The organism is Hydrogenophaga sp. IBVHS2, from assembly GCF_002127215.1.
Classification (GTDB): Bacteria; Pseudomonadota; Gammaproteobacteria; order Burkholderiales; family Burkholderiaceae_C; genus Hydrogenophaga.
The window spans coordinates 278133-296928 of record NZ_NFUT01000003.1 but is presented as its reverse complement, the minus strand read 5'-3'; the positions used below and the strand labels follow the sequence as shown (position 1 = coordinate 296928).

The window sequence follows — 18796 nt, the reverse complement described above, 5'->3', positions numbered from 1 at the left end:
TCATGCCGCACGGGTCGCTGTGGCGTCATTCCTAGGCGGTGCTGCCTAAAGGGCGCGCAGGCCCTGTGCTAACTTGCCCGGCGATTGTCGCGCACCACCCGGGGCGCGCGGCTCACCATGGAGACAGACAGGCATGTACGACTACATCATCGTGGGCGGTGGCTCGGCCGGCTGTGTGCTGGCCGGCCGGCTCAGCGAGGACCCTGCGGTGCGGGTGGCCCTGGTCGAGGCCGGCCCGCCGGATGCCAGCGTGCTCATCCACTGCCCGGCCGGGCTGGCCCTGATGGCCCGCAACGGCCAGGCCAACTGGTGTTTCGACACCGTGCCGCAGCCCGGCCTGAACGGCCGCCGGGGCTACCAGCCGCGCGGCAAGGTGCTGGGGGGGTCCAGCTCCATCAACGCCATGATCTACGCCCGCGGCCACCGGCAGGACTACGACGCCTGGGCCGCCCAGGGCAATCCGGGCTGGTCCTTCGACGAGGTGCTGCCCTACTTCAAGCGGGCCGAGCACAACGAGCGCGGCGCCGATGCCCTGCATGGCCAGGGCGGCCCGCTCAACGTCATGGACCTGTGCAGCCCGAACAGCTTCCTGCCTTCGTTCGTGGAGGCCGGCCAGCAGGCAGGCCATCCGTTCAACCCCGACTTCAACGGCCCCGACCAGGAGGGCGTGGGGGTCTATCAGGTCACCCACAGGAACGGCGAGCGCTTCAGTGCCGCCAAGGCCTACCTCACGCCAAGTCTGGGGCGTGCCAATCTCACCGTGGTCACCGGTGCGCTGGTGTGCCGGGTCTTGACCACCCCCGGTGCCGGCGGCCGCCTGCGCGCCACCGGCATCGAATACCGTGCTGATGCCGGCCGTGGCCCGCTGCAGCAGCTGTCCTGCAAGCCCGGTGGCGAGGTGGTGCTGAGCGCAGGGGCCTTCGGTTCACCGCAGCTGCTGATGCTCTCGGGCATCGGCCCGTCCGATCACCTGCGCGGGGTGGGCATCGAGCCGCTGCACCCCTTGAGCGGCGTGGGCGCCAACCTGCACGACCATGTGGACGTGGTGCTGGTGATGAACGCGCCCGGCGTGAAGGACCTGCTGGGCATCTCGCCGCGCGGCATCTGGGCGGCGCTGCGCGGCATCGTTGAATGGCGACGGCACCGTCGGGGCATGCTCACCACCAACTTTGCCGAGGCCGGCGGCTTCATCCGCAGCCAGCCGTCCGAAGCCATCCCCGACCTGCAGCTGCACTTCGTCATCGGCAAGCTGGTGGACCATGGCCGCAAGACGGTGCTGGGCCATGGCTATTCCTGCCATGTGTGCCTGCTGCGGCCCAAGAGCCGGGGCACCCTGCGGCTGGCCAGCGCCGATCCGCAGGTCGCGCCCCTGATCGACCCGGCCTTCCTGCAGGACCCGGACGATGTGGCCCGGCTGGTGCGGGGTTTCCGCGAGGTGCGGCGCATCCTGGGCCAGCCGGCGCTGGCGCGGCATGGCGGGCGCGAGTCGGCGGCCAGTGCCGACGCGCAGACCGATGCCCAGATCGAGCAGTTCGTGCGCCGGCATGCGGACACCATCTACCACCCGGTGGGTACCTGCCGCATGGGGCCCGATGCCGCCGCCGGTGCGGTGGTGGACGCCCAGCTGCGGGTGCACGGCATGGACGGCCTGCGGGTGGTGGATGCCTCGGTCATGCCCGAGGTGGTGGGGGGCAACACCAATGCCCCGGTGATCATGATGGCCGAGAAGGCGGTGGACCTCATGCGCGCGGCGCGCGCTGCCGCATGAGGGTGGACTTGCCGAACAGGCTCTCGATCAGGTCCACGGCCACCAGCGCGGTGCGGTTGCGTTCGTCGAGCGCCGGGTTGAGCTCCATCACGTCCAGCGAGGCCAGGCGCCCGGTGTCGGCAATCATCTCCATGCACAGCTGCGCCTCGCGGTAGGTGGGGCCGCCGGGCACGGTGGTGCCCACGCCCGGGGCGATGGCGGGGTCCAGAAAGTCCACGTCGAAGCTCACATGCAGGTGGGTGTCGTCATCCAGGCCCGCCAGGGCCTGCTCCATGGTGTGGCGCATGCCCATCTCGTCGATGTAGCGCATGTCGAACACCTCGAGCCCGTGCTCGTGCACCAGGCGCTTCTCGCCCGGGTCCACGCTGCGGATGCCGATCTGCCGCACCACCGACGGGTGAATGGCCGGCGTGGTGCCGCCGATGCCGGTGAGCGCCGCCGGCCCCATGCCGCACAACAGGGCCACCGGCATGCCGTGCAGGTTGCCGCTGGGGGTGAGTTCGGCGGTGTTGAAGTCGGCATGGGCGTCCAGCCACAGCACCCGCAGGCGCCGGCCCGTCTCGCGGCAGTGGCGGGCCACCGCGCTGATGGAGCCCAGGCCCAGGCAGTGGTCGCCGCCCAGCACGATGGGCATGCGGCCCCCGTGCAGTTCGGCGTGCACGGCCTCGTGCAGGGTGCGGTTCCACTCGACGACCTGGTCGATGTGGCGGTAGCCGTCCACCGGCGGCAGCCAGGGGTTGGCCGGGCCGCTCAGGTTGCCCCGGTCCAGCACATCCAGCCCATGGCCGGCCAGCACGGAGGCGAGGCCCGCCACGCGCAGGGCTTCAGGCCCCATGGAGGCGCCGCGCGCGCCGGCGCCGATGTCGGTGGGAACGCCAATCAGGCTCACGTAGGTGTTCATGGCCGGTATTGTCGCCAGCGACCGCATGGGGACAAGGCCACTGCCGCACAATCCCGGGGTTCCACGCGGCTGCGGCCGCAACCCCACCTGTCTGCGTGCCCGCCGTGACCTCTGCCCCCGCCTCCCCCACTTCGTCCGCTGCCCTCCTCTGGCCCGGCTGCGGCCTGTCCGCCCTGGGCCGCGATGCGCGCGGCCACTGCGTGCCCACGCCGGATTACTGGCGGGTCTGGCTGCAGCGGCCCGAGCTGGCCTTGGTGGAGGAGTCGTGCGTGGCCGAACAGGGGCTGCACGAGGCCCTGCTGCTCGACCCGCTGCGCAGCGTGCTGCCGGGGCAGATCCAGGCCCTGCGCGACCCCGATGTGCGCGACAACTACCGCCTCTTCCTGGCCCTGCGCGACGCGGTGCAGGGCGCCGGCACGCTGGAGGCGGCGTGGTGCAGCTTCTTCCGCAGCGGGGCCATCCAGCTGCCGCCGCTGTTCCTGGACCTGCTGGTGCAGGCCATTGCCGGTCGTGCCCTGGAGACGGTGGACGACGCCTGGCAGTGGCGTGCCGCCGAGCTGCTGTTCCGCCGGCAACGGGTGCGGGTGCAGGACGGCCGCGTGCTGCTGGGCGATGCCGACACGCTGGACCGCCTGAACGAGACCGGCGGCCTGGGCAGCATCGGCAGCCTGCTGCGGCAGGCCGGCGCCAGCGTGCCCCAGGCCCAGGTGCGGGTGCTGGACGACGGCAACGCCGCCGCCTACCTGGCCAGCCGCGCGGTCAACGACCACCACCCCTTCGTGCTGGACGCCACCCACGAGGTGCAGCAGCACCTCTCGCATGGACTCACGCTCACCATGACCCGCAGCCAGTCCGGCCTGAAGGCCCTGGCCCGGGTGCTGGAGCGCTGGCTGTCCCACGTGCACGGCCTGACGGCCACGGTGACGCCCGAGGCCCGGGTGGACGATCCGGCCTGGCGCTGGCACCTGGGGCTGGATGCCGAATCCACTGCGCTGCTCAACGACCTGTACGAAGGCCGGCCGGTGGACGAGGCGCGGCAGCAGCGGCTGATCAGCCTGTTCCGGCTGCAGCTGCCCGCCGATGCGCCGCTGCGCGAGGACCTGGCCGAAGGCCTGCGAGGCCGGCCGATCTACCTGGGTCTGGCCATGAATGCCGATGGCCTGCTCAAGCTCAAGCCGCAGAACCTGCTGCTCAACCTGCCGATCGATCCGGACCGCCTGGTGCCGGCCTGACTCAGCCCTGGCGCACCGCCTGCAACGCAGCCGGCTGCACCACCACCCGCAGCCGGGCGGTGCGGCCCAGCCATTCGCCATCGGCGGCCACCGGCACCGGGGCGGGGCTGCTGATGGCGAGTTCGCGGTACCTCAGCATCTGCACCCGGGCATGGCCCCGGTGGGTGCCGGTCAGCAGCCGCGGCAGCATGCCCAGGGCGCCCAGCCGCCCGAAGCGGCCCGCCAGCAGCAGATCGAGCTGGCCGTCGTCGATGCGGGCATCGGGCGCGGCCGGCATGCCGGCGCCGAAGGTGGGCGTGTTCAGGCTGGAGGCCATGAGGGCAGGGCCCTGGTGCACCGCACTGCCGTCGGCCGTCACCGTCAAGGACCAGTTGCGCAGGTGCACCAGTTCGCCCAGCGTGGCCCACAGGTAGCGCGGCAGTCCGCGCAGGCCCGAGGGCACATCCAGCGTGCGGCGCACCACGGCCGAATCAAAGCCCACCGTCAGGCTGGAGATGAAGGGCCGCACTTGCGGCTGTCCGTCGGCGTCGGTCCATTCCACCCGGCCCAGGTCGATCGGCCGCGCTGGCGCCCGCAGCGCGTGGGCCAGCCGGCGCACCAGCGTGTCGGTGGAGCCGCTCACCCATTCCGCCGTGCGCAGCGGCACCAGGCCCAGGGCGCGGGCCACATCGTTGCCGTTGCCCATGGGCACCACCGCCAGCTCGGCCTGTGCGGTCATCAGGGCGGGCAGCCAGCGGTGCAGCGTGCCGTCGCCCCCCACGGCCACCACCCGCGTGCCGGCCGGCAATGCGCCGATCACCCGGGCGGCTTCGGCCGGGGTGTCGAGCGACCGCAGGCTGGCCTGCGGGTCGAGGGCCGGCAGCACCCGTTGCAGCACCGGCCACAGACGCGCCACCCGACCCCCCTGGGCGTGCGGGTTGAGCAGCACACAGGGCGGCGGGCCGGACGGCTTCACATGTTGCGGCGGTACTGACCGCCCACCTCGAAGAGGGCGCTGGTGATCTGGCCCAGCGAACACACCCGCACCGCGTCCATCAGCACCTCGAACACGTTGGTGTTGTCGATCACCGCCTGTTTCAGGCGCTGCAGCATGGCCGGGGCCTCGCCGGCGTGGCGGGTGTGGAAGTCGGCCAGCCGCTGGAGCTGGCTCTGCTTTTCCTCTTCGGTCGAGCGGGCGAGTTCCAGCTTCTCCGGGATGGCATCGCCGTGCGGGTTGCGGAAGGTGTTGACGCCGATGATGGGCAGCTCGCCGGTGTGCTTGAGCATCTCGTAGTGCATCGACTCGTCCTGGATGCGGCCGCGCTGGTAGCCGGTCTCCATGGCGCCCAGCACGCCGCCGCGCTCGGCGATCTTCTCGAACTCGGCCAGCACCGCTTCTTCCACCAGCTCGGTGAGCTCGTCGATGATGAAGGCGCCCTGGTTCGGGTTCTCGTTCTTGGCCAGTCCCCATTCGCGGTTGATGATGAGCTGGATGGCCATGGCCCGACGCACCGACTCTTCGGTCGGGGTGGTGATGGCCTCGTCGAAGGCGTTGGTGTGCAGGCTGTTGCAGTTGTCGTAGATGGCGATCAGCGCCTGCAGCGTGGTGCGGATGTCGTTGAACTGGATCTCCTGCGCATGCAGGCTGCGGCCCGAGGTCTGGATGTGGTACTTGAGCTTCTGGCTGCGCTCGTTGGCACCGTACTTCTCGCGCATGGCCACCGCCCAGATGCGGCGCGCCACGCGGCCCATCACGGTGTACTCCGGGTCCATGCCGTTGCTGAAGAAGAAGGAGAGGTTGGGCGCGAAGTCGTCGATGTGCATGCCCCGGGCCAGGTAGGCCTCGACGAAGGTGAAGCCGTTCGAGAGCGTGAAGGCCAGCTGGCTGATCGGGTTGGCCCCGGCCTCGGCGATGTGGTAGCCGCTGATGGAGACCGAGTAGAAGTTGCGCACGTCGTGGTGCACGAAGTACTCGGCGATGTCGCCCATCACCTTCAGGCTGAACTCGGTGCTGAAGATGCAGGTGTTCTGGCCCTGGTCTTCCTTGAGGATGTCGGCCTGCACCGTGCCGCGCACGTTGGCCAGCACCCATTCGCGGATCTTGGCGGCTTCGGTGTCGGTGGGCGCGCGGCCGTTCTCGGCTTCGAACTTCTCCAGGTTCTGGTCGATCGCGGTGTTCATGAACATCGCCAGGATGCTGGGCGCCGGGCCGTTGATGGTCATGGACACCGAGGTGGCCGGGTGGCAGAGGTCGAAGCCGCTGTAGAGCACCTTCATGTCGTCCAGCGTGGCGATGCTCACGCCGGAGTTGCCGATCTTGCCGTAGATGTCCGGGCGCAGGTCGGGGTCGTTGCCGTAGAGGGTGACCGAGTCGAAGGCGGTGGACAGGCGCTTGGCCGGCATGCCTTCGGACAGCAGCTTGAAGCGGCGGTTGGTGCGGAACGGATCGCCCTCGCCGGCGAACATGCGGGTCGGGTCCTCGCCCTCGCGCTTGAAGGCGAAGGTGCCGGCGGTGTAGGGGAAGCTGCCGGGCACGTTCTCCAGCATCAGCCACTTGAGCAGTTCGCCGTGGTCTTCGTAGGTGGGCAGGGCCACCTTGCGGATGGTGGTGCCCGAGAGCGACTTCGTGGTGAGCGCGGTGCGGATCTCCTTGTCGCGGATCTTCACCACGTACTCGTCGCCGGCATACGCCTTCTGCATGTCGGGCCACTGCTGCAGCAGCTTGCGGGCGGCCGGGTCCTGGTCGAGTTCACGCACCTGGGCCAGGTCGATGGTGGCCTCGGCCGCGCGCGAGCGCTCGGGCTTCTCGACGCGCAGCATCTCGGCGGCGGCGCGCAGCTGCTGGATCTCGCGGGCCAGTTTGGCCTGCTGGCGGGCGCGCTGCTTGTAGCCGCGCACCGTGTCGGCAATCTCGGCCAGGTAGCGGGTGCGCGCGCCCGGCACGATGGGCGTCTGGTTGGTGCTGTGGCGCACCGCCACCGGCCGCAGCCGGCCCTCGGTCAGCGGCAGGCCGAGTTCGGCCAGCCGGCCACGCAGGGCCTGGTAGAGGGCGGTCACGCCGTCGTCGTTGAAGCGGGCGGCCATGGTGCCGAACACCGGCATCTGCTCGGTGGGCGTGCCCCAGGCCTCGCGGTTGCGCTGCACCTGCTTGGCCACGTCGCGCAGCGCATCGGCCGCACCCTTGCGGTCGAACTTGTTGATGGCCACGAACTGGGCGAAGTCGAGCATGTCGATCTTCTCGAGCTGGCTGGCGGCGCCGAATTCCGGCGTCATCACATACATGGGCACGTCCACGTGCGGGACGATGGCGGCATCGCCCTGGCCGATGCCCGAGGTTTCCACCACCACCAGATCGAAGCCGGCGGCCTTGCAGGCGGCCACCACGTCGGGCAGGGCGGCGCTGATCTCGCTGCCGAAGTCGCGCGTGGCCAGGCTGCGCATGAACACGCGCGGGCCCTGCTGCCACGGGTTGATGGCGTTCATGCGGATGCGGTCGCCCAGCAGGGCGCCGCCGCTCTTGCGGCGCGAGGGATCGATGCTGATGACGGCCACGCGCAGGGCGTCGTTCTGGTCCAGGCGCAGGCGGCGGATGAGTTCGTCGGTCAGGCTGGATTTGCCGGCACCTCCGGTGCCGGTGATGCCCAGCACCGGCACCTGGCGCGCGGCGGCGGCCTGGCGCACCGAGGCCACCAGGGCGCTGTCGGCGCTGCCGTTCTCCAGCGCGGTGATGAGCTGGGCCAGGGCGCGCCAGTTCATCTCGCCATGGCCGGTGATGGCGCTCAGGTCCTTGGGGGCGTGCGGCGTGAGGTCCTGGTCGCAGCGCATGACCATCTCGCCGATCATGCCTTGCAGGCCCATGCGCTGGCCGTCTTCCGGGCTGTAGATGCGGGCCACGCCGTAGTCCTGCAGCTCCTTGATCTCGGCCGGCACGATCACGCCGCCGCCGCCGCCGAACACCTGGATGTGCGAGCCGCCGCGCTGGCGCAGCAGGTCGACCATGTACTTGAAGTACTCCACATGGCCGCCCTGGTAGGAGCTGATCGCGATGCCCTGCACGTCTTCCTGCAGGGCGGCGGTCACCACCTCGTCCACGCTGCGGTTGTGACCCAGGTGGATCACCTCGGCCCCCATGCCTTGCAGGATGCGCCGCATGATGTTGATGGCCGCGTCGTGCCCGTCGAACAGGCTGGCAGCGGTGACGAAGCGCACCTTGTGGGTCGGCCGGTAGTTGGCCAGGGCCTGGTAGTCGGCGGAAAGCTGGGTCATGGTGTCTCTCTCTTCTCGGGGGATCGGGTCAGGTCGGTGAGGCGGCTCAGGTCACGCGCAGGCCATGCAGCGTGGGGTCTTCGGGCGGAAAGCGCAAGTCCAGGGCACGCAGGCAGTCGCGCACCAGGGTGGCGATCATCAGGTTGCGGTGCGTCTTGGAGTTGGCCGGCACCACGGTCCAGGGTGCCCAGGGCGTGCTGGTGGCGGCCAGCAACTGGCCGTAGGCCTGCTGGTAGTGGTCCCATTTCAGGCGGGCGTCGAGGTCGCCACGGCTGAATTTCCAGTGCTTCTGCGGGTCGTCGATGCGGTCCTGCAGGCGCTGGCGCTGTTCGTCGCGGTCGATGTGCAGCATGAACTTGAGGATCACGGTGCCGGTCTCGGCCAGCAGGCGCTCGAAATCGTTGATGTGGCGGAAGCGGCGCTGCTGCATGTCGGCATCGATCCAGCCCTCCACCACTGGCACCAGCACGTCCTCGTAGTGGCTGCGGTTGAACACCATGATCTCGCCGTTGCCCGGCATGCGCTGGTGGATGCGCCAGAGGTAGTCGTGGGCGCGTTCAAGCTCGGTCGGGGCCTTCCAGCCCACGGTGTGCACACCCAGCGGGCTGGTGCGCGCGAACACGCTGCGCACCGTGCCGTCCTTGCCCGAGGTGTCGGTGCCCTGCAGCACCACCAGCAGGCGGTGGCGGCCGTCGGCATGGAACAGGTTCTGCAGTGTGTCGATCTGGCCGGCCAGCGCTTCCAGGGCGGTCTTGTCGGCGGCCTTGTCCCCGCTGGAGAAGGGCTTGGCCGAAGGATCGAGCGCCTTCAGGTCCACCGGCTTGCGCAGGCCGGTGTCGATCTGCCATGCGGCCCAGGCACTGCCCTTGGCGGCCTCTATGGCGGCAGTGGGGAAGGGCAGGCGGACGTCGGCGGCGTTGGGCATGGACGTGGCAGCTGGATTGACGTTAACGTAAACGTCAATGGTAACCCCATTCGTCGGAATCGACCATCCGGACCGACCATGAAAAAGGGGCGCTTTCGCGCCCCTGGAGGAATGAGGAACTGTCTCCGGCTTACCGGTACAGCACCTCCGGCAGCCACATGCCGATCGCCGGGAACTGGTAGAGCAGGATGATGGCGATGATCTGGATCCCCATGAACGGCAGCATGCCGGCGAAGATCTGGTTCAGCGTCACATGCTTCGGTGCCACGCCCTTGAGGTAGAACGCGCTCATGGCCACCGGCGGGCTCAGGAAGGCGGTCTGCAGGTTCAGGGCCACCAGCAGGCCGAAGAACAGCGGGTCGACCCCGAAGTTGTCCAGCAGCGGGATGAAGATGGGCATGAAGATCACGATGATCTCGGTCCACTCCAGCGGCCAGCCCAGGATGAAGATCAGCACCTGCGACATGATCAGGAACTCGGTCTTCGACAGGTTCATCGACAGCACCCACTGCTCCACCAGCTCCTGGCCGCCCAGCAGGGCGAACGCTGCCGAGAAGATGGCCGAGCCGACGAACAGCCAGCACACCATGGCGCTGGTCTTGGCGGTGAGGAACACGCTTTCCTTGACCACGTTGAAGGTCAGCTGCCGGTAGGCAGCGGCCAGGATGAAGCCGCCGAACGCGCCCACGGCCGCTGCCTCGGTGGGCGTGGCCAGACCGAACACGATCGAGCCCAGCACCGCCAGGATGAGCACCAGCAGCGGGAAGAAGCTGGAGAGCAGCATCTTGAAGATCTCCAGCCGGGCATGGCTGAGGATGCAGTAGAACGCCACCAGCGCCAGCGCGCCGACACCGAACCCGATCCAGAAGCCGGTGGACGCCGGCTTGGTGGTGGCACCTGCGGCAGCGCCCTCGGCAGCCGCACCACCGGCACCCGGCGGGAGCGCCACTGCATCGGCAGCGGCCGGTGCTGCGGCTTCCTCGGCCTGGGCCTTGTCGTCTTCGGCACCCGGGGGCAGGGCCACGCCGTCGTCAGCGCCTTCCGGCTCCGACACACCTTCCGGCTCGGCCAGACCCCCTTCGTCCTCGCCGCTGGCCTCGGTGCTCGAACCCGAACCCATGGCCTGCAGCTCGGTGTAGGTCTCTTCCACCACCACGGTGGTGGCGTTCAGGTAGCTGGCGTAGGACACGGCAGCGAACAGCACGGCCGGTGCCAGCACGATGGCCAGCTGGCCCAGCAGGTACTTGGTCGACACGTTCTGGTTGTTGCGGCCCTTGAGTGCCTTGATCAGGTTGCCCAGCGCCCAGCCGTCGCTGGTGGCGCCGATGGCCTTGAGCTGCGGCGGCAGCGGCACCATGCGCTGTTCGGCGGTGAGTGCAGGTGCCCAGGCCGGCTTGATCTTGGCCATGATGATGAAGTAGGCGATGTACAGACCCGCCAGCATCAGACCGGGGAAGAAGGCGCCGGCGTACAGCTGCACCACCGACACGCCGGCGGTGGCGCCATAGACGATCAGCAGCACCGACGGCGGGATCAGGATGCCCAGGCAGCCGCCGGCGGTGATGGCACCGGCCGACAGGCGCACGTCGTAGCCGTTCTTGAGCATCTGCGGCAGGGCCAGCAGGCCCATGAGCGTCACCACGGCGCCCACGATGCCGGTGGCGGTGGCGAACACGGCACAGGTCACCAGCGTGGCCACGCCCAGCGAGCCGGGCAGACGGGCCAGCGACAGGTGCAGGCTGTGGAACAGCTTCTCGATCAGGTTGGCGCGTTCGACCAGGTAACCCATGAACACGAACAGCGGGATCGAGATGAGCACGTCGTTGCCCATCACCGAGAAGGCGCGCTGCACCATCAGGTCCAGCGTCTGCTTCATGGCGCCGGCCGCGGTCTGGTCGCCCGAGTGGTAGGCGAAGAACGCGAACATCATGCCCATGCCCATCAGGGTGAAGGCGGTCGGGAAGCCCAGCATGATGGCCACGACCACCAGCGAGAGCATCAGCAGGCCGTAGTGGCCGTTGGTCATGGTCTCCACGCTGAAGACCATGGTCAGGGCGGCTGCAATGATCAGCCCCATCAGCGAGAAGCCGAACCAGAGTTCCTTGCGGATCTTCATCACTGGCCACCTTTCTTGGCCGGGGCCAGCTGGTCCAGCGCTTCAATGTCGGCGTCGTTCACGTTCACCATCTGCTTGAGTTTGTCCACGTCGACTTCTTCCACATCCTCCTCGCGCGAGGGCCACTCGCCGGTCTTGATGCAGATGACGCAACGGATGATTTCCACGATGCCCTGCAGCAGCAGGAAGGCGCCGGCCAGGGGCACCACGAACTTGAACGGGTAGACCGGCAGCGGGTCGGCGTTGAAGGTCTGTTCCTTGATGGCCAGGGAATCCTGGAAGAAGAACCAGCCGGCATAGGTCAGTGCGATGATGCCGGGCAGGAAGAAGACGATGTAGAGGATCAGGTCGACCCAGGCCTGGGTGCGCGGCTGGAAGAAGCCGTAGAGCACGTCGCCGCGCACGTGGCCGCTCTTGGCCAGGGTGTAGGCGCCGGCGGTCATGAACAGCACGCCGTACAGCATGATCTGGGCATCCAGCACCCAGGCATGCGGGTTGTTGAGCACGTACCGGGAGAAGACCTCCCAGGTGATGAGGAGGGTGAGACCAACGACGGTCCAGGCGCAGATCTTGCCGAACCAAGTCGACAGCCGATCCACCGTGAGTAATAGTTTTTGCATGTCAGCTTCCGAAAGAGAAAAGGGCGCCCGCAGGCGCCCTTTGCGATCCACGAACGATCAGCTCTTCTTGGCGTTGCGGCCGAAGTAGTGGTTGTAGGCCATCTTGAAGTCGACCATGTAGTCGTTCTGCCACTGGCCGGCACGCTGGGCGAAGGCGCGCTGGGAATCCAGCACCTTCTTGAACAGCGGGTTCTCGGCGGCCTTCTTGGCGATGGTCTTGTCCCAGGCAGCCAGCTGGGCGCGCAGGATGGCGTCCGGGGTCTTGTAGAACTTCACACCCTGCTTCTTCAGCTCGATGTAGTCCTGCGAGTTGCGCTGGATGGCTTTCCACGACATGTCGGCGCTGGCGGCCTGCACGGCGTAGTCGATGATGGCCTTGAGCTCGGCGTTCAGGGCGTTGTACTTGGCGCCGTTGAACAGGATCTCGAACTGCTCGCCGGACTGGTGGAAGCTCTGCAGCATGCAGTTCTTCACCACATCGGGGAAGCCCAGCAGGCGGTCGGACGACGCGTTGTTGAACTCGGCGGCATCGATCAGGCCACGGTCCAGGGCGGGGACGATCTCGCCACCGGGCAGCGGGTTCACGGCAGTGCCCATCTCGGTGAACACATCGACCGCCAGGCCCACGGTGCGGAACTTCAGGCCCTTCATGTCCTCGACCTTGGCCACCGGCTTCTTGAACCAGCCCAGCGGCTGGGTGGGCATCGGGCCGTACAGGAAGGACACCACGTCCATGTTCAGGGACTTGTAGATCTCGGCCACCAGCTCCTTGCCGCCGCCGTAGTTGTGCCAGGCCAGGACCATGTTGGGGTCCATGCCGAAGGCCGGGCCCGAACCCCACAGGGCCAGGGCGGAGTTCTTGCCGTAGTGGTAGGCGATCACGCCGTGGCCACCGTCCAGGGTGCCTTTGTTCACGGCTTCAAGCAGCTGGAAGGCCGGCACCACGGAACCGGAGGGCAGCACCTCGATCTTGAGGCGGCCACCGGCCATGTCGTTCACCTTCTTGGCGAAGTCGTTGGCGTACTCGTGGAAGATGTCCTTCGAGGGCCAGGTCGACTGGAAGCGCAGGGTCGTGGTCTGAGCACTGGCCACCATCGGCACCGACATGGCACCGGCTGCAACGGCGGCGCCCTTGAGCATGCCGCGGCGGGACGTGACGGTCTTCTTCTCTGTCATGGATGTCTCCAAAGGGGTGAACAAAATGAAACGGGCCGCGAATGATGAACCCAACCCGGTCTGCCGGTCGGCAGGGTTTCTACGCACATGGGGGTCCAAGTTGTCGCCATCCGGACCCCCATCGCCAGAAAACTGTCAGCATTTGAAGCGATCTTGAAAAATCTTGCTGACCGCCTTGAATTTATTTCCTCCACAGGCCTGCTGCACCAGAATGGTCCCTCCGAACCACCCCGACCGCCCCATGAAGCCCCTGCAGCTGTTCGACCCCGCATCCAGCACCTACACCTACATCCTGTTCGACCCCGTCAGCCGGGACGCACTCATCATCGACCCGGTGGACGAACAGATCGACCGCGACCTCGCCGTGCTGCGGGACCACGGGCTGCGCCTGGTCTGGGCGGTGGAAACCCACGCCCATGCCGACCACATCACCAGCGCCGGGCGTCTGGCCGAACTGGCGGGCGCCCGGCTGGCCGCTCCGGCCGGTTGCGGCATCGGCACCGCGGCCACGCAGCTCCAGCAGGACGACACCCTCTCCTTCGGTCAGGAGTCGCTGCGCGCCCTGCACACCCCGGGCCATACCGCCGGCAGCATGAGCTTCCTCTGGCGCAACCATGTGTTCACCGGCGACACGCTGCTCATCGGCGGCTGCGGCCGGACCGACTTCCAGTCGGGCAGTGCCGCCGATCTGTATCGCAGCATCACCGAAGTCCTGTTCCGGCTGCCGGACGACACCACGGTGTGGCCGGGGCACGATTACCAGGGTCGAACCCACTCGACCATCGGCCACGAGAAGCTGCACAACCCCCGTCTGGCCGGGCGCAGCGAGGCGGCGTTCGTGTCGCTCATGAACAGCCTGCAGCTGCCCCGACCGCGCCGCATCGACGAAGCCGTGCCGGCCAATCTGACCTCCGGCCTGCGGCACGATGTGGATGGCGCTGCCCTCATGCAGCCCCGCGAGGTGGCCGATGCCAGCTACGCCGGCGACGTGTCGCCGCAGCTGGCCTGGGCCTGGGCCCAGGCGGGCGAGGCGGTGCTGGTGGACGTGCGCACCGACGCCGAGCGGGAATGGGTCGGCTTCGTGCCCGGCGCGGTGGCCGTGGCCTGGAAGCAGTGGCCCGGCATGGCGCTCAACCCCGGTTTCGACGAGCAGATCCGGGCTGCGTCCCAGGGGCGCAAGGTGGTGCTGCTGTGCCGCAGCGGCGTGCGCTCGGTCGCTGCCGCCCGCCGGGCCACCCAGCTGGGCATCGAGGCCTACAACATCCTCGACGGCTTCGAAGGCGATCCGGACGGGCAGGCCCATCGGGGGCGGCAGGGTGGCTGGCGATTCCTGGGACTGCCGTGGCGCCAGAACTGACCGATCTCCCTGCCATGCGCTGTCAGATCTGACAGGTCGCTGTCTGCACGAAGGTTGGCGTTTTTTCCAATGGGTACCTTTTCATTAACTGGAGTACTCCATGGAAACCGATCTGTGCACCCACCGTTCCGTGCAGCACCGACCCGCCCTGTCGGCCGGTCTGCTTCGGCGCATCGAGCGCGACTTTCAGCCCCGCTGGAAGCGGGACTGGGGTGGACGCTCGCTGCTCGAGGGCCAGGCCCCCGGCCCGAACGCGGTCCGGCTGGACGGGAATGACTATCTGGCTGTGACGGGCCACCCGGACATCGTGGCCGCCCAGGTCAAGGCCCTGATGCATGGAACCCAGGCGGTGGTTCAGTCAGGGCTGTTTCAGCGTGAGGAGCATCCTGCGCGCGCACTCGAACTGGAGCTGGCACGCTGGACCTGCCACGAAGACGCACTGCTGTGCCAGTCGGGGTACGCCGCGAACATCGGTGCCATGCAATGCCTGGCGCCGAAGGACAGTCCGGTCTACATCGACACGCTGGCCCATGCTTCCCTGTGGGAGGGCATTCGTGCAGCCGGCGCCGTCGCTCATGCATTTCGGCACAACGATCCCGAACACCTGGAACGGCTGGCGCTGCAGCATGGGCCGGGCCTGGTGGCGGTCGACTCGGTTTACAGCACGACAGGCGATGTCTGCCCCCTGCAGGCCATGGTGGAGGTGGCCGAACGCCGCGGCTGCATGCTGCTGGTGGATGAGTCCCATTCGTTGGGCACCCATGGTCCTGCCGGAGCAGGTCTGACTGCTGCACTGGGATTGAGCCACCGTGTGCATTTCATCTCCTCCAGTTTGGCCAAGGCGGTAGCAGGCCGCGCCGGGTTCTTTACCTTGCCGGCCTGTCTGAGGCAATACGTCATCACCAACAGCTACCCGACGATGTTCAGCTCCTGCCTGCTCGGGCACGAGGTGGCGGGCCTCCAGGCGACAGTGCGCCTGCTGCAAGGAGCCTGCGAAGCCAGGGTACGGCTGAAAGAGCATACCCTCAGGGTGCGGGAGCGTCTGTCGGCACTGGGCTATGCGCTGCCCGGCAGCGAGCAAATCATTGCGCTGGAGATCGGTACCGAAGTTGCTGCCCGCGATCTGCGAGATGCCATGGAAGACCGAGGCTTGTTCGGTTCCATTTTCTTTCCGCCAGCCACGAGCCGCAACCGGTCCATGGTCCGATTGACCCTGAATGCCGGGCTGACCGACAGTGAGCTGTCCCACCTGGAGCAGGTCATGGCTGACCTGGTGCCGCAGTTCAGACCCGACACCTGGGGAATCGCCCGCCGGATGCGCAGGGCGCGCGCTGACTGACCGACCACTCCGTCAGGTCTGGTCCACCGAGCGGTGTTCGGCGGCCCGCAATACGGCACGGTAGGCGGGCAAGGGCGGGTGCTCGGTCGGCGTCAGCGGGAACAAGGCACTGGTCAGCAGCCCGTCGTCATCCAGAGGCTGTGCCGGCGCCTCCTGGATGGGCCCCTTCAGGCCCAGCTGCTGGTGCAGCTCCACCGCTGCCAGACGTTCACCGGCGCGGACCGAGCGGACGGTGTCGAAGTCCATGCCGGCAGAACCCGCGAGTTCGGCCAGTCCGGCCAGCCCGGCCACCGGCTCGAGCTGCAGCCATTCACAGGCACCGTCGGTGGTGGCCCCAAGCATGCCAAAAGGGGCACCCAGCACCACGTGCTCGACCCAGCGGGTCTGGCTGAGGTGCTGCAGCGCCTCGGTGGCCGCCGGTATCTGCAGCAGCGATTGCTGTTCCGGCGTGAGCACGCTGCGCCACAGGGCATTGAGACGAACATGCGGCGTCTGGGCCAGCTTGCGCAGCACGGCCAGCAAGTGCCGGGTGATGTCATGGGTCTGCTTGGGCACGAACTGGTCGATCAGTCCGCTGTTGAAGGCCTTCACCGCGATCTGCTCGTCGGCCTGCCCGGTCAGCAGCACACGGGAGCCCGGCCAGTCCAGCAGGGTGTTGAGCACAGCGAGTCCGTCGGTGCCGGGCATGGCGTAGTCGACCACGCAACTCTGCACCAGCCGGTACCGGTCCGGGCGGGTGGACCAGTAATTCAGGATCTGCGGCAGCAAGGGCACGCCGTTGCGCCAGCGGTCGATCATCTGGAGCTGCAGCAGCGCGTCGGCCTCCCAGCGGGCGGTCTCTTCTTCCATGCGCCGGCCGAAACCGGCAGGCCGGGAAAACAGCTCGATCTGGATGTGCCCGGGGATCACCATGCCCAGCATCTCCAGATAGTCGACATCGTCATCCAGAAACAGGATGCTGCCGGGGCGGCGGATGAGCGGGAGTGTCAGTGGCATGGATCGGGCGAGATCGGTGCAGGCGGGTGTGTCGGGGCTTCTGAACGGACCAGCGGCAACTCGATGGTGAACACGGCACCTTTGCCGGATTGTGAATGGACGCTGAGCTTACCGCGAGCGTCCTCGACCACGTTCTTGCAGAAACTCAGGCCCAGGCCGTTGCCGGCGCCCGCCTGGGTGGAATAGAAGGGCTCGAAGATACGCGATTGCAGTTCATTCGGTATGCCGATGCCGTCATCGGCCACCACGATGCGGCCTCTGCGGTTGCGCACGCTCACCGTCAGGCGCAGGTCGCCCGCACACAGTGCCGTGCTGGACGATACCAGGGCATGCAGGCCGTTCTTGATGAGGTTGGCCAGCACCTTGGAGAACAGGGGGTGCGCCCCCCGGAAGTGGAAGTCTTCCTGGATGTGCACGCTCACGCAGTGGCGCTCGCGCGCGGTCCGGTACGGGTAGTTGTCGACCACGCTGGTCACCAGATCGCCGGCCTGGATAGGGCTCTGCTCCCGCGGCAGTCGCATGAGCTGTGCGTTGGCGATCTGCATGTCGATGTGGCGGTGCATGCCGCGGACCAGGTTCTGCAGGCGGTGGCCCAGGTCGTCGAGCTTGCGGCGCCGGGCCTCGGGCTGATCCAGCTGGGCCATGTTGCGCAGCACGTCGCCCATCAGGTGCACCGTGGCCAGTGGTGTGCGCAGTTCATGGGCCATCACGCCCATGGTGCTCAGCGTGTTGACCAGTCGCACCCGCCGCAGGTTGGCGCTCGACATGCCCAGCAGCAGCCCCATGGCAGTGGCGAAGAGGATGATCAGCTGATGTTCAGGGGCGGGCAGATGCACCTCGTGCCCATGCACGGCCCATGCCGCCATCATCCCTGCGGGCGCGCCCAGCGCGAGTCCGGCAATCGCAAGGCGCCAGTCTGTGAAGTGGAAATGGATGAGGATCATGGCGGCCAGGCTGGCCAGCCAGACCGCATTGCCGTCGTTCATGATGTACATCCAGCTGAAGAACCATGGCAGCTGCAGCCATGTGGCCGCACTGAACCAGCGGCTGCTTGAGGCACTGTTGAAGTCGCGACGCCACCCGATCGTGAAGTACACGATCGACGACAGCACCATGAATCCCCGCGCCCAAGCCGATTCATACGGCTGCGGGATCCACCAGGCCCAGATGCAGTAGAACGCCAGATGCCCGAAGCAAGTGAACAGACCAATGCCCATCAGCCGCAGACGCGAAGGGTGCAAAATAGGCTCGAGGGGTGCATTGAGCACGTCATCGCGCCACCAGCGCCGCAGTCGTGCTCTGGCGTTGTGCCACCACAAACGGTCGATTGCCAACATGGTCTCCTGTGAAACTGCATTCATCGGAAGCATTCCCCGCCCGGAGGGACCGGGCATTGTCGGCGTCGCCCGAATCGGACACCCATGACCCTACCTGTCAACTTTGACAACATGGGGGTCGATGCCCTGCTGACCGACTGGCTGACCGCACTGGCCGAACAGGGTGTCGAGGGTCTGGTGGTGCTGGGGCCCGTGCCCACCGGCACGCCCCACGACCGCGAGGTGCTGGCGGTCCACCCGCCGCGGTTTGTGGGTGCCGCGCTGTCGCTGGCCGAGAGCAGTGATTTCGGTGCCGACTGGCGCGAGAGCGATGCGCCCCTGGTGGCCTGGCAGGACATTTCCAAGGCGGTCGGGGAGAAGGATGGCCGCTGGCGGCGGCTGTGGCTGGCCCACGGGCAGCAGTCGCTGGTGTGGGTGTCGTTTCCGCTGCCGGCAGGACGCGCGTTCGAATGCTTCATGTTCAGCCCACGCATGTTTGCCAGCCGGGCCGACGCCACCCAATTGGCCTGGTCGGCCTTCAATGTGTGGCCCATGCTGCGCCGCATGATTGCCGAGCAGCGTGTCTCGCTCACCCCGCGCGAGCTGGAGAGCCTCAATCTGGCGTTCGAAGGTCTGACCGCCCGCGAGACGGCCGCCCGCATGGACTGCACCGAGCGCACGGTCAATTACCACCTGGCCAATGCCATGGCCAAGCTGCAGACCGACAACAAGCTGTCTGCGGTCCAGCGCGCCTGCTGGCTCGGCCTGATCTGAGCCTTGCTGCAGGGCAGCATGCCCGAGTTTG

General features: G+C 67.7%; 14 protein-coding genes and 1 pseudogene. 6 read left to right on the top strand and 9 right to left on the bottom strand.

Features of this window, described 5'->3' with window-relative positions; genetic code table 11:
• The first annotated feature begins 133 nt into the window (after window positions 1–133).
• Window positions 134–1768: a GMC family oxidoreductase gene (locus tag CAP38_RS10625; RefSeq protein WP_086121375.1), complete on the top strand. Its 1635-nt coding sequence runs from the start codon at window positions 134–136 to the stop codon at window positions 1766–1768.
• Here the strand turns inward: CAP38_RS10625 and rocF are convergent.
• Entirely contained in the window at window positions 1740–2669 is a 930-nt protein-coding gene (rocF, locus tag CAP38_RS10620) for an arginase (protein WP_086121374.1), read from the bottom strand. The genes CAP38_RS10625 and rocF overlap by 29 nt on opposite strands.
• 104 nt (window positions 2670–2773) lie before the next feature.
• On the opposite strand from rocF, the gene CAP38_RS10615 reads away from it, so the two are divergent.
• Window positions 2774–3901, top strand: coding sequence for a DUF6352 family protein (locus CAP38_RS10615; protein WP_256924415.1), 1128 nt, complete (start codon window positions 2774–2776; stop codon window positions 3899–3901).
• Between the two features lies 1 nt (window position 3902).
• Here the strand turns inward: CAP38_RS10615 and CAP38_RS10610 are convergent, their stop codons facing one another.
• From CAP38_RS10610 to CAP38_RS10585, 6 genes are all read right to left on the bottom strand, one after another.
• Window positions 3903–4856, bottom strand: a complete 954-nt coding sequence (locus CAP38_RS10610; RefSeq protein WP_179188522.1) for a diacylglycerol kinase family protein — start codon at window positions 4854–4856, stop codon at window positions 3903–3905.
• On the bottom strand, window positions 4853–8146 hold the full coding sequence (gene icmF / locus CAP38_RS10605; RefSeq protein ID WP_086121372.1) for a fused isobutyryl-CoA mutase/GTPase IcmF: 3294 nt from the start codon (window positions 8144–8146) through the stop codon (window positions 4853–4855). The genes CAP38_RS10610 and icmF overlap by 4 nt, the downstream gene beginning before the upstream one ends.
• Window positions 8147–8192: 46 nt before the next feature.
• The gene (locus tag CAP38_RS10600) at window positions 8193–9071 is read right to left on the bottom strand and encodes a PPK2 family polyphosphate kinase (RefSeq protein ID WP_086121371.1); all 879 of its coding nucleotides are present in this window, start codon (window positions 9069–9071) and stop codon (window positions 8193–8195) included.
• Window positions 9072–9201: 130 nt separating this feature from the next.
• Window positions 9202–11187 carry a TRAP transporter large permease subunit gene (locus tag CAP38_RS10595; RefSeq protein ID WP_086121370.1) on the bottom strand — a complete coding sequence of 662 codons (1986 nt, stop codon included), beginning with the start codon at window positions 11185–11187 and terminating at the stop codon, window positions 9202–9204.
• A complete protein-coding gene (locus CAP38_RS10590) occupies window positions 11187–11807 on the bottom strand; it encodes a TRAP transporter small permease subunit (protein WP_086121369.1) in 621 nt (206 codons plus the stop codon). The genes CAP38_RS10595 and CAP38_RS10590 overlap by 1 nt, the downstream gene beginning before the upstream one ends.
• A 57-nt stretch (window positions 11808–11864) precedes the next feature.
• Entirely contained in the window at window positions 11865–12983 is a 1119-nt protein-coding gene (locus CAP38_RS10585) for a TRAP transporter substrate-binding protein (RefSeq protein ID WP_086121368.1), read from the bottom strand.
• 211 nt (window positions 12984–13194) lie between these two features.
• Between CAP38_RS10585 and CAP38_RS15505 the strand changes: the two are divergent.
• The 3 genes and pseudogenes from CAP38_RS15505 to cqsA form a co-directional block, all read left to right on the top strand.
• Window positions 13195–13725 (top strand): annotated as a pseudogene (locus CAP38_RS15505) (MBL fold metallo-hydrolase); the annotation flags it as partial.
• 204 nt (window positions 13726–13929) lie between these two features.
• A complete protein-coding gene (locus CAP38_RS15500) occupies window positions 13930–14340 on the top strand; it encodes a rhodanese-like domain-containing protein (RefSeq protein WP_256924425.1) in 411 nt (136 codons plus the stop codon).
• Between the two features lie 100 nt (window positions 14341–14440).
• Window positions 14441–15679 carry an alpha-hydroxyketone-type quorum-sensing autoinducer synthase gene (gene cqsA, locus CAP38_RS10575; protein WP_086121367.1) on the top strand — a complete coding sequence of 413 codons (1239 nt, stop codon included), beginning with the start codon at window positions 14441–14443 and terminating at the stop codon, window positions 15677–15679.
• A 12-nt stretch (window positions 15680–15691) separates the two neighbouring features.
• Here cqsA and CAP38_RS10570 read toward each other — a convergent pair whose 3' ends face one another.
• Both CAP38_RS10570 and CAP38_RS10565 read right to left on the bottom strand, forming a co-directional pair.
• On the bottom strand, window positions 15692–16675 hold the full coding sequence (locus CAP38_RS10570) for a response regulator (RefSeq protein ID WP_086121366.1): 984 nt from the start codon (window positions 16673–16675) through the stop codon (window positions 15692–15694).
• Window positions 16666–18009 (bottom strand): sensor histidine kinase KdpD, encoded by a 1344-nt coding sequence (locus tag CAP38_RS10565; protein ID WP_086121415.1) that lies wholly within the window; start codon window positions 18007–18009, stop codon window positions 16666–16668. The genes CAP38_RS10570 and CAP38_RS10565 overlap by 10 nt, the downstream gene beginning before the upstream one ends.
• Before the next feature lie 87 nt (window positions 18010–18096).
• Here CAP38_RS10565 and CAP38_RS10560 point away from each other — a divergent pair, with 87 nt between their 5' ends.
• Window positions 18097–18765, top strand: coding sequence for a helix-turn-helix transcriptional regulator (locus CAP38_RS10560; RefSeq protein WP_086121365.1), 669 nt, complete (start codon window positions 18097–18099; stop codon window positions 18763–18765).
• Window positions 18766–18796: the final 31 nt, after the last annotated feature.

Bases quoted from the DNA above. Each gene is read 5' to 3' on its own strand.
- CAP38_RS10625 (WP_086121375.1), top strand. From the start codon at position 134: ATGTACGACTACATCATCGTGGGCGGTGGCTCGGCCGGCTGTGTGCTG.
- rocF (WP_086121374.1), bottom strand. From the start codon at position 2,669: ATGAACACCTACGTGAGCCTGATTGGCGTTCCCACCGACATCGGCGCC.
- icmF (WP_086121372.1), bottom strand. From the start codon at position 8,146: ATGACCCAGCTTTCCGCCGACTACCAGGCCCTGGCCAACTACCGGCCG.
- CAP38_RS10600 (WP_086121371.1), bottom strand. From the start codon at position 9,071: ATGCCCAACGCCGCCGACGTCCGCCTGCCCTTCCCCACTGCCGCCATA.
- CAP38_RS10595 (WP_086121370.1), bottom strand. From the start codon at position 11,187: ATGAAGATCCGCAAGGAACTCTGGTTCGGCTTCTCGCTGATGGGGCTG.
- CAP38_RS10590 (WP_086121369.1), bottom strand. From the start codon at position 11,807: ATGCAAAAACTATTACTCACGGTGGATCGGCTGTCGACTTGGTTCGGC.
- CAP38_RS10585 (WP_086121368.1), bottom strand. From the start codon at position 12,983: ATGACAGAGAAGAAGACCGTCACGTCCCGCCGCGGCATGCTCAAGGGC.
- CAP38_RS15500 (WP_256924425.1), top strand. From the start codon at position 13,930: ATGCAGCCCCGCGAGGTGGCCGATGCCAGCTACGCCGGCGACGTGTCG.
- cqsA (WP_086121367.1), top strand. From the start codon at position 14,441: ATGGAAACCGATCTGTGCACCCACCGTTCCGTGCAGCACCGACCCGCC.
- CAP38_RS10570 (WP_086121366.1), bottom strand. From the start codon at position 16,675: ATGCCACTGACACTCCCGCTCATCCGCCGCCCCGGCAGCATCCTGTTT.
- CAP38_RS10560 (WP_086121365.1), top strand. From the start codon at position 18,097: ATGACCCTACCTGTCAACTTTGACAACATGGGGGTCGATGCCCTGCTG.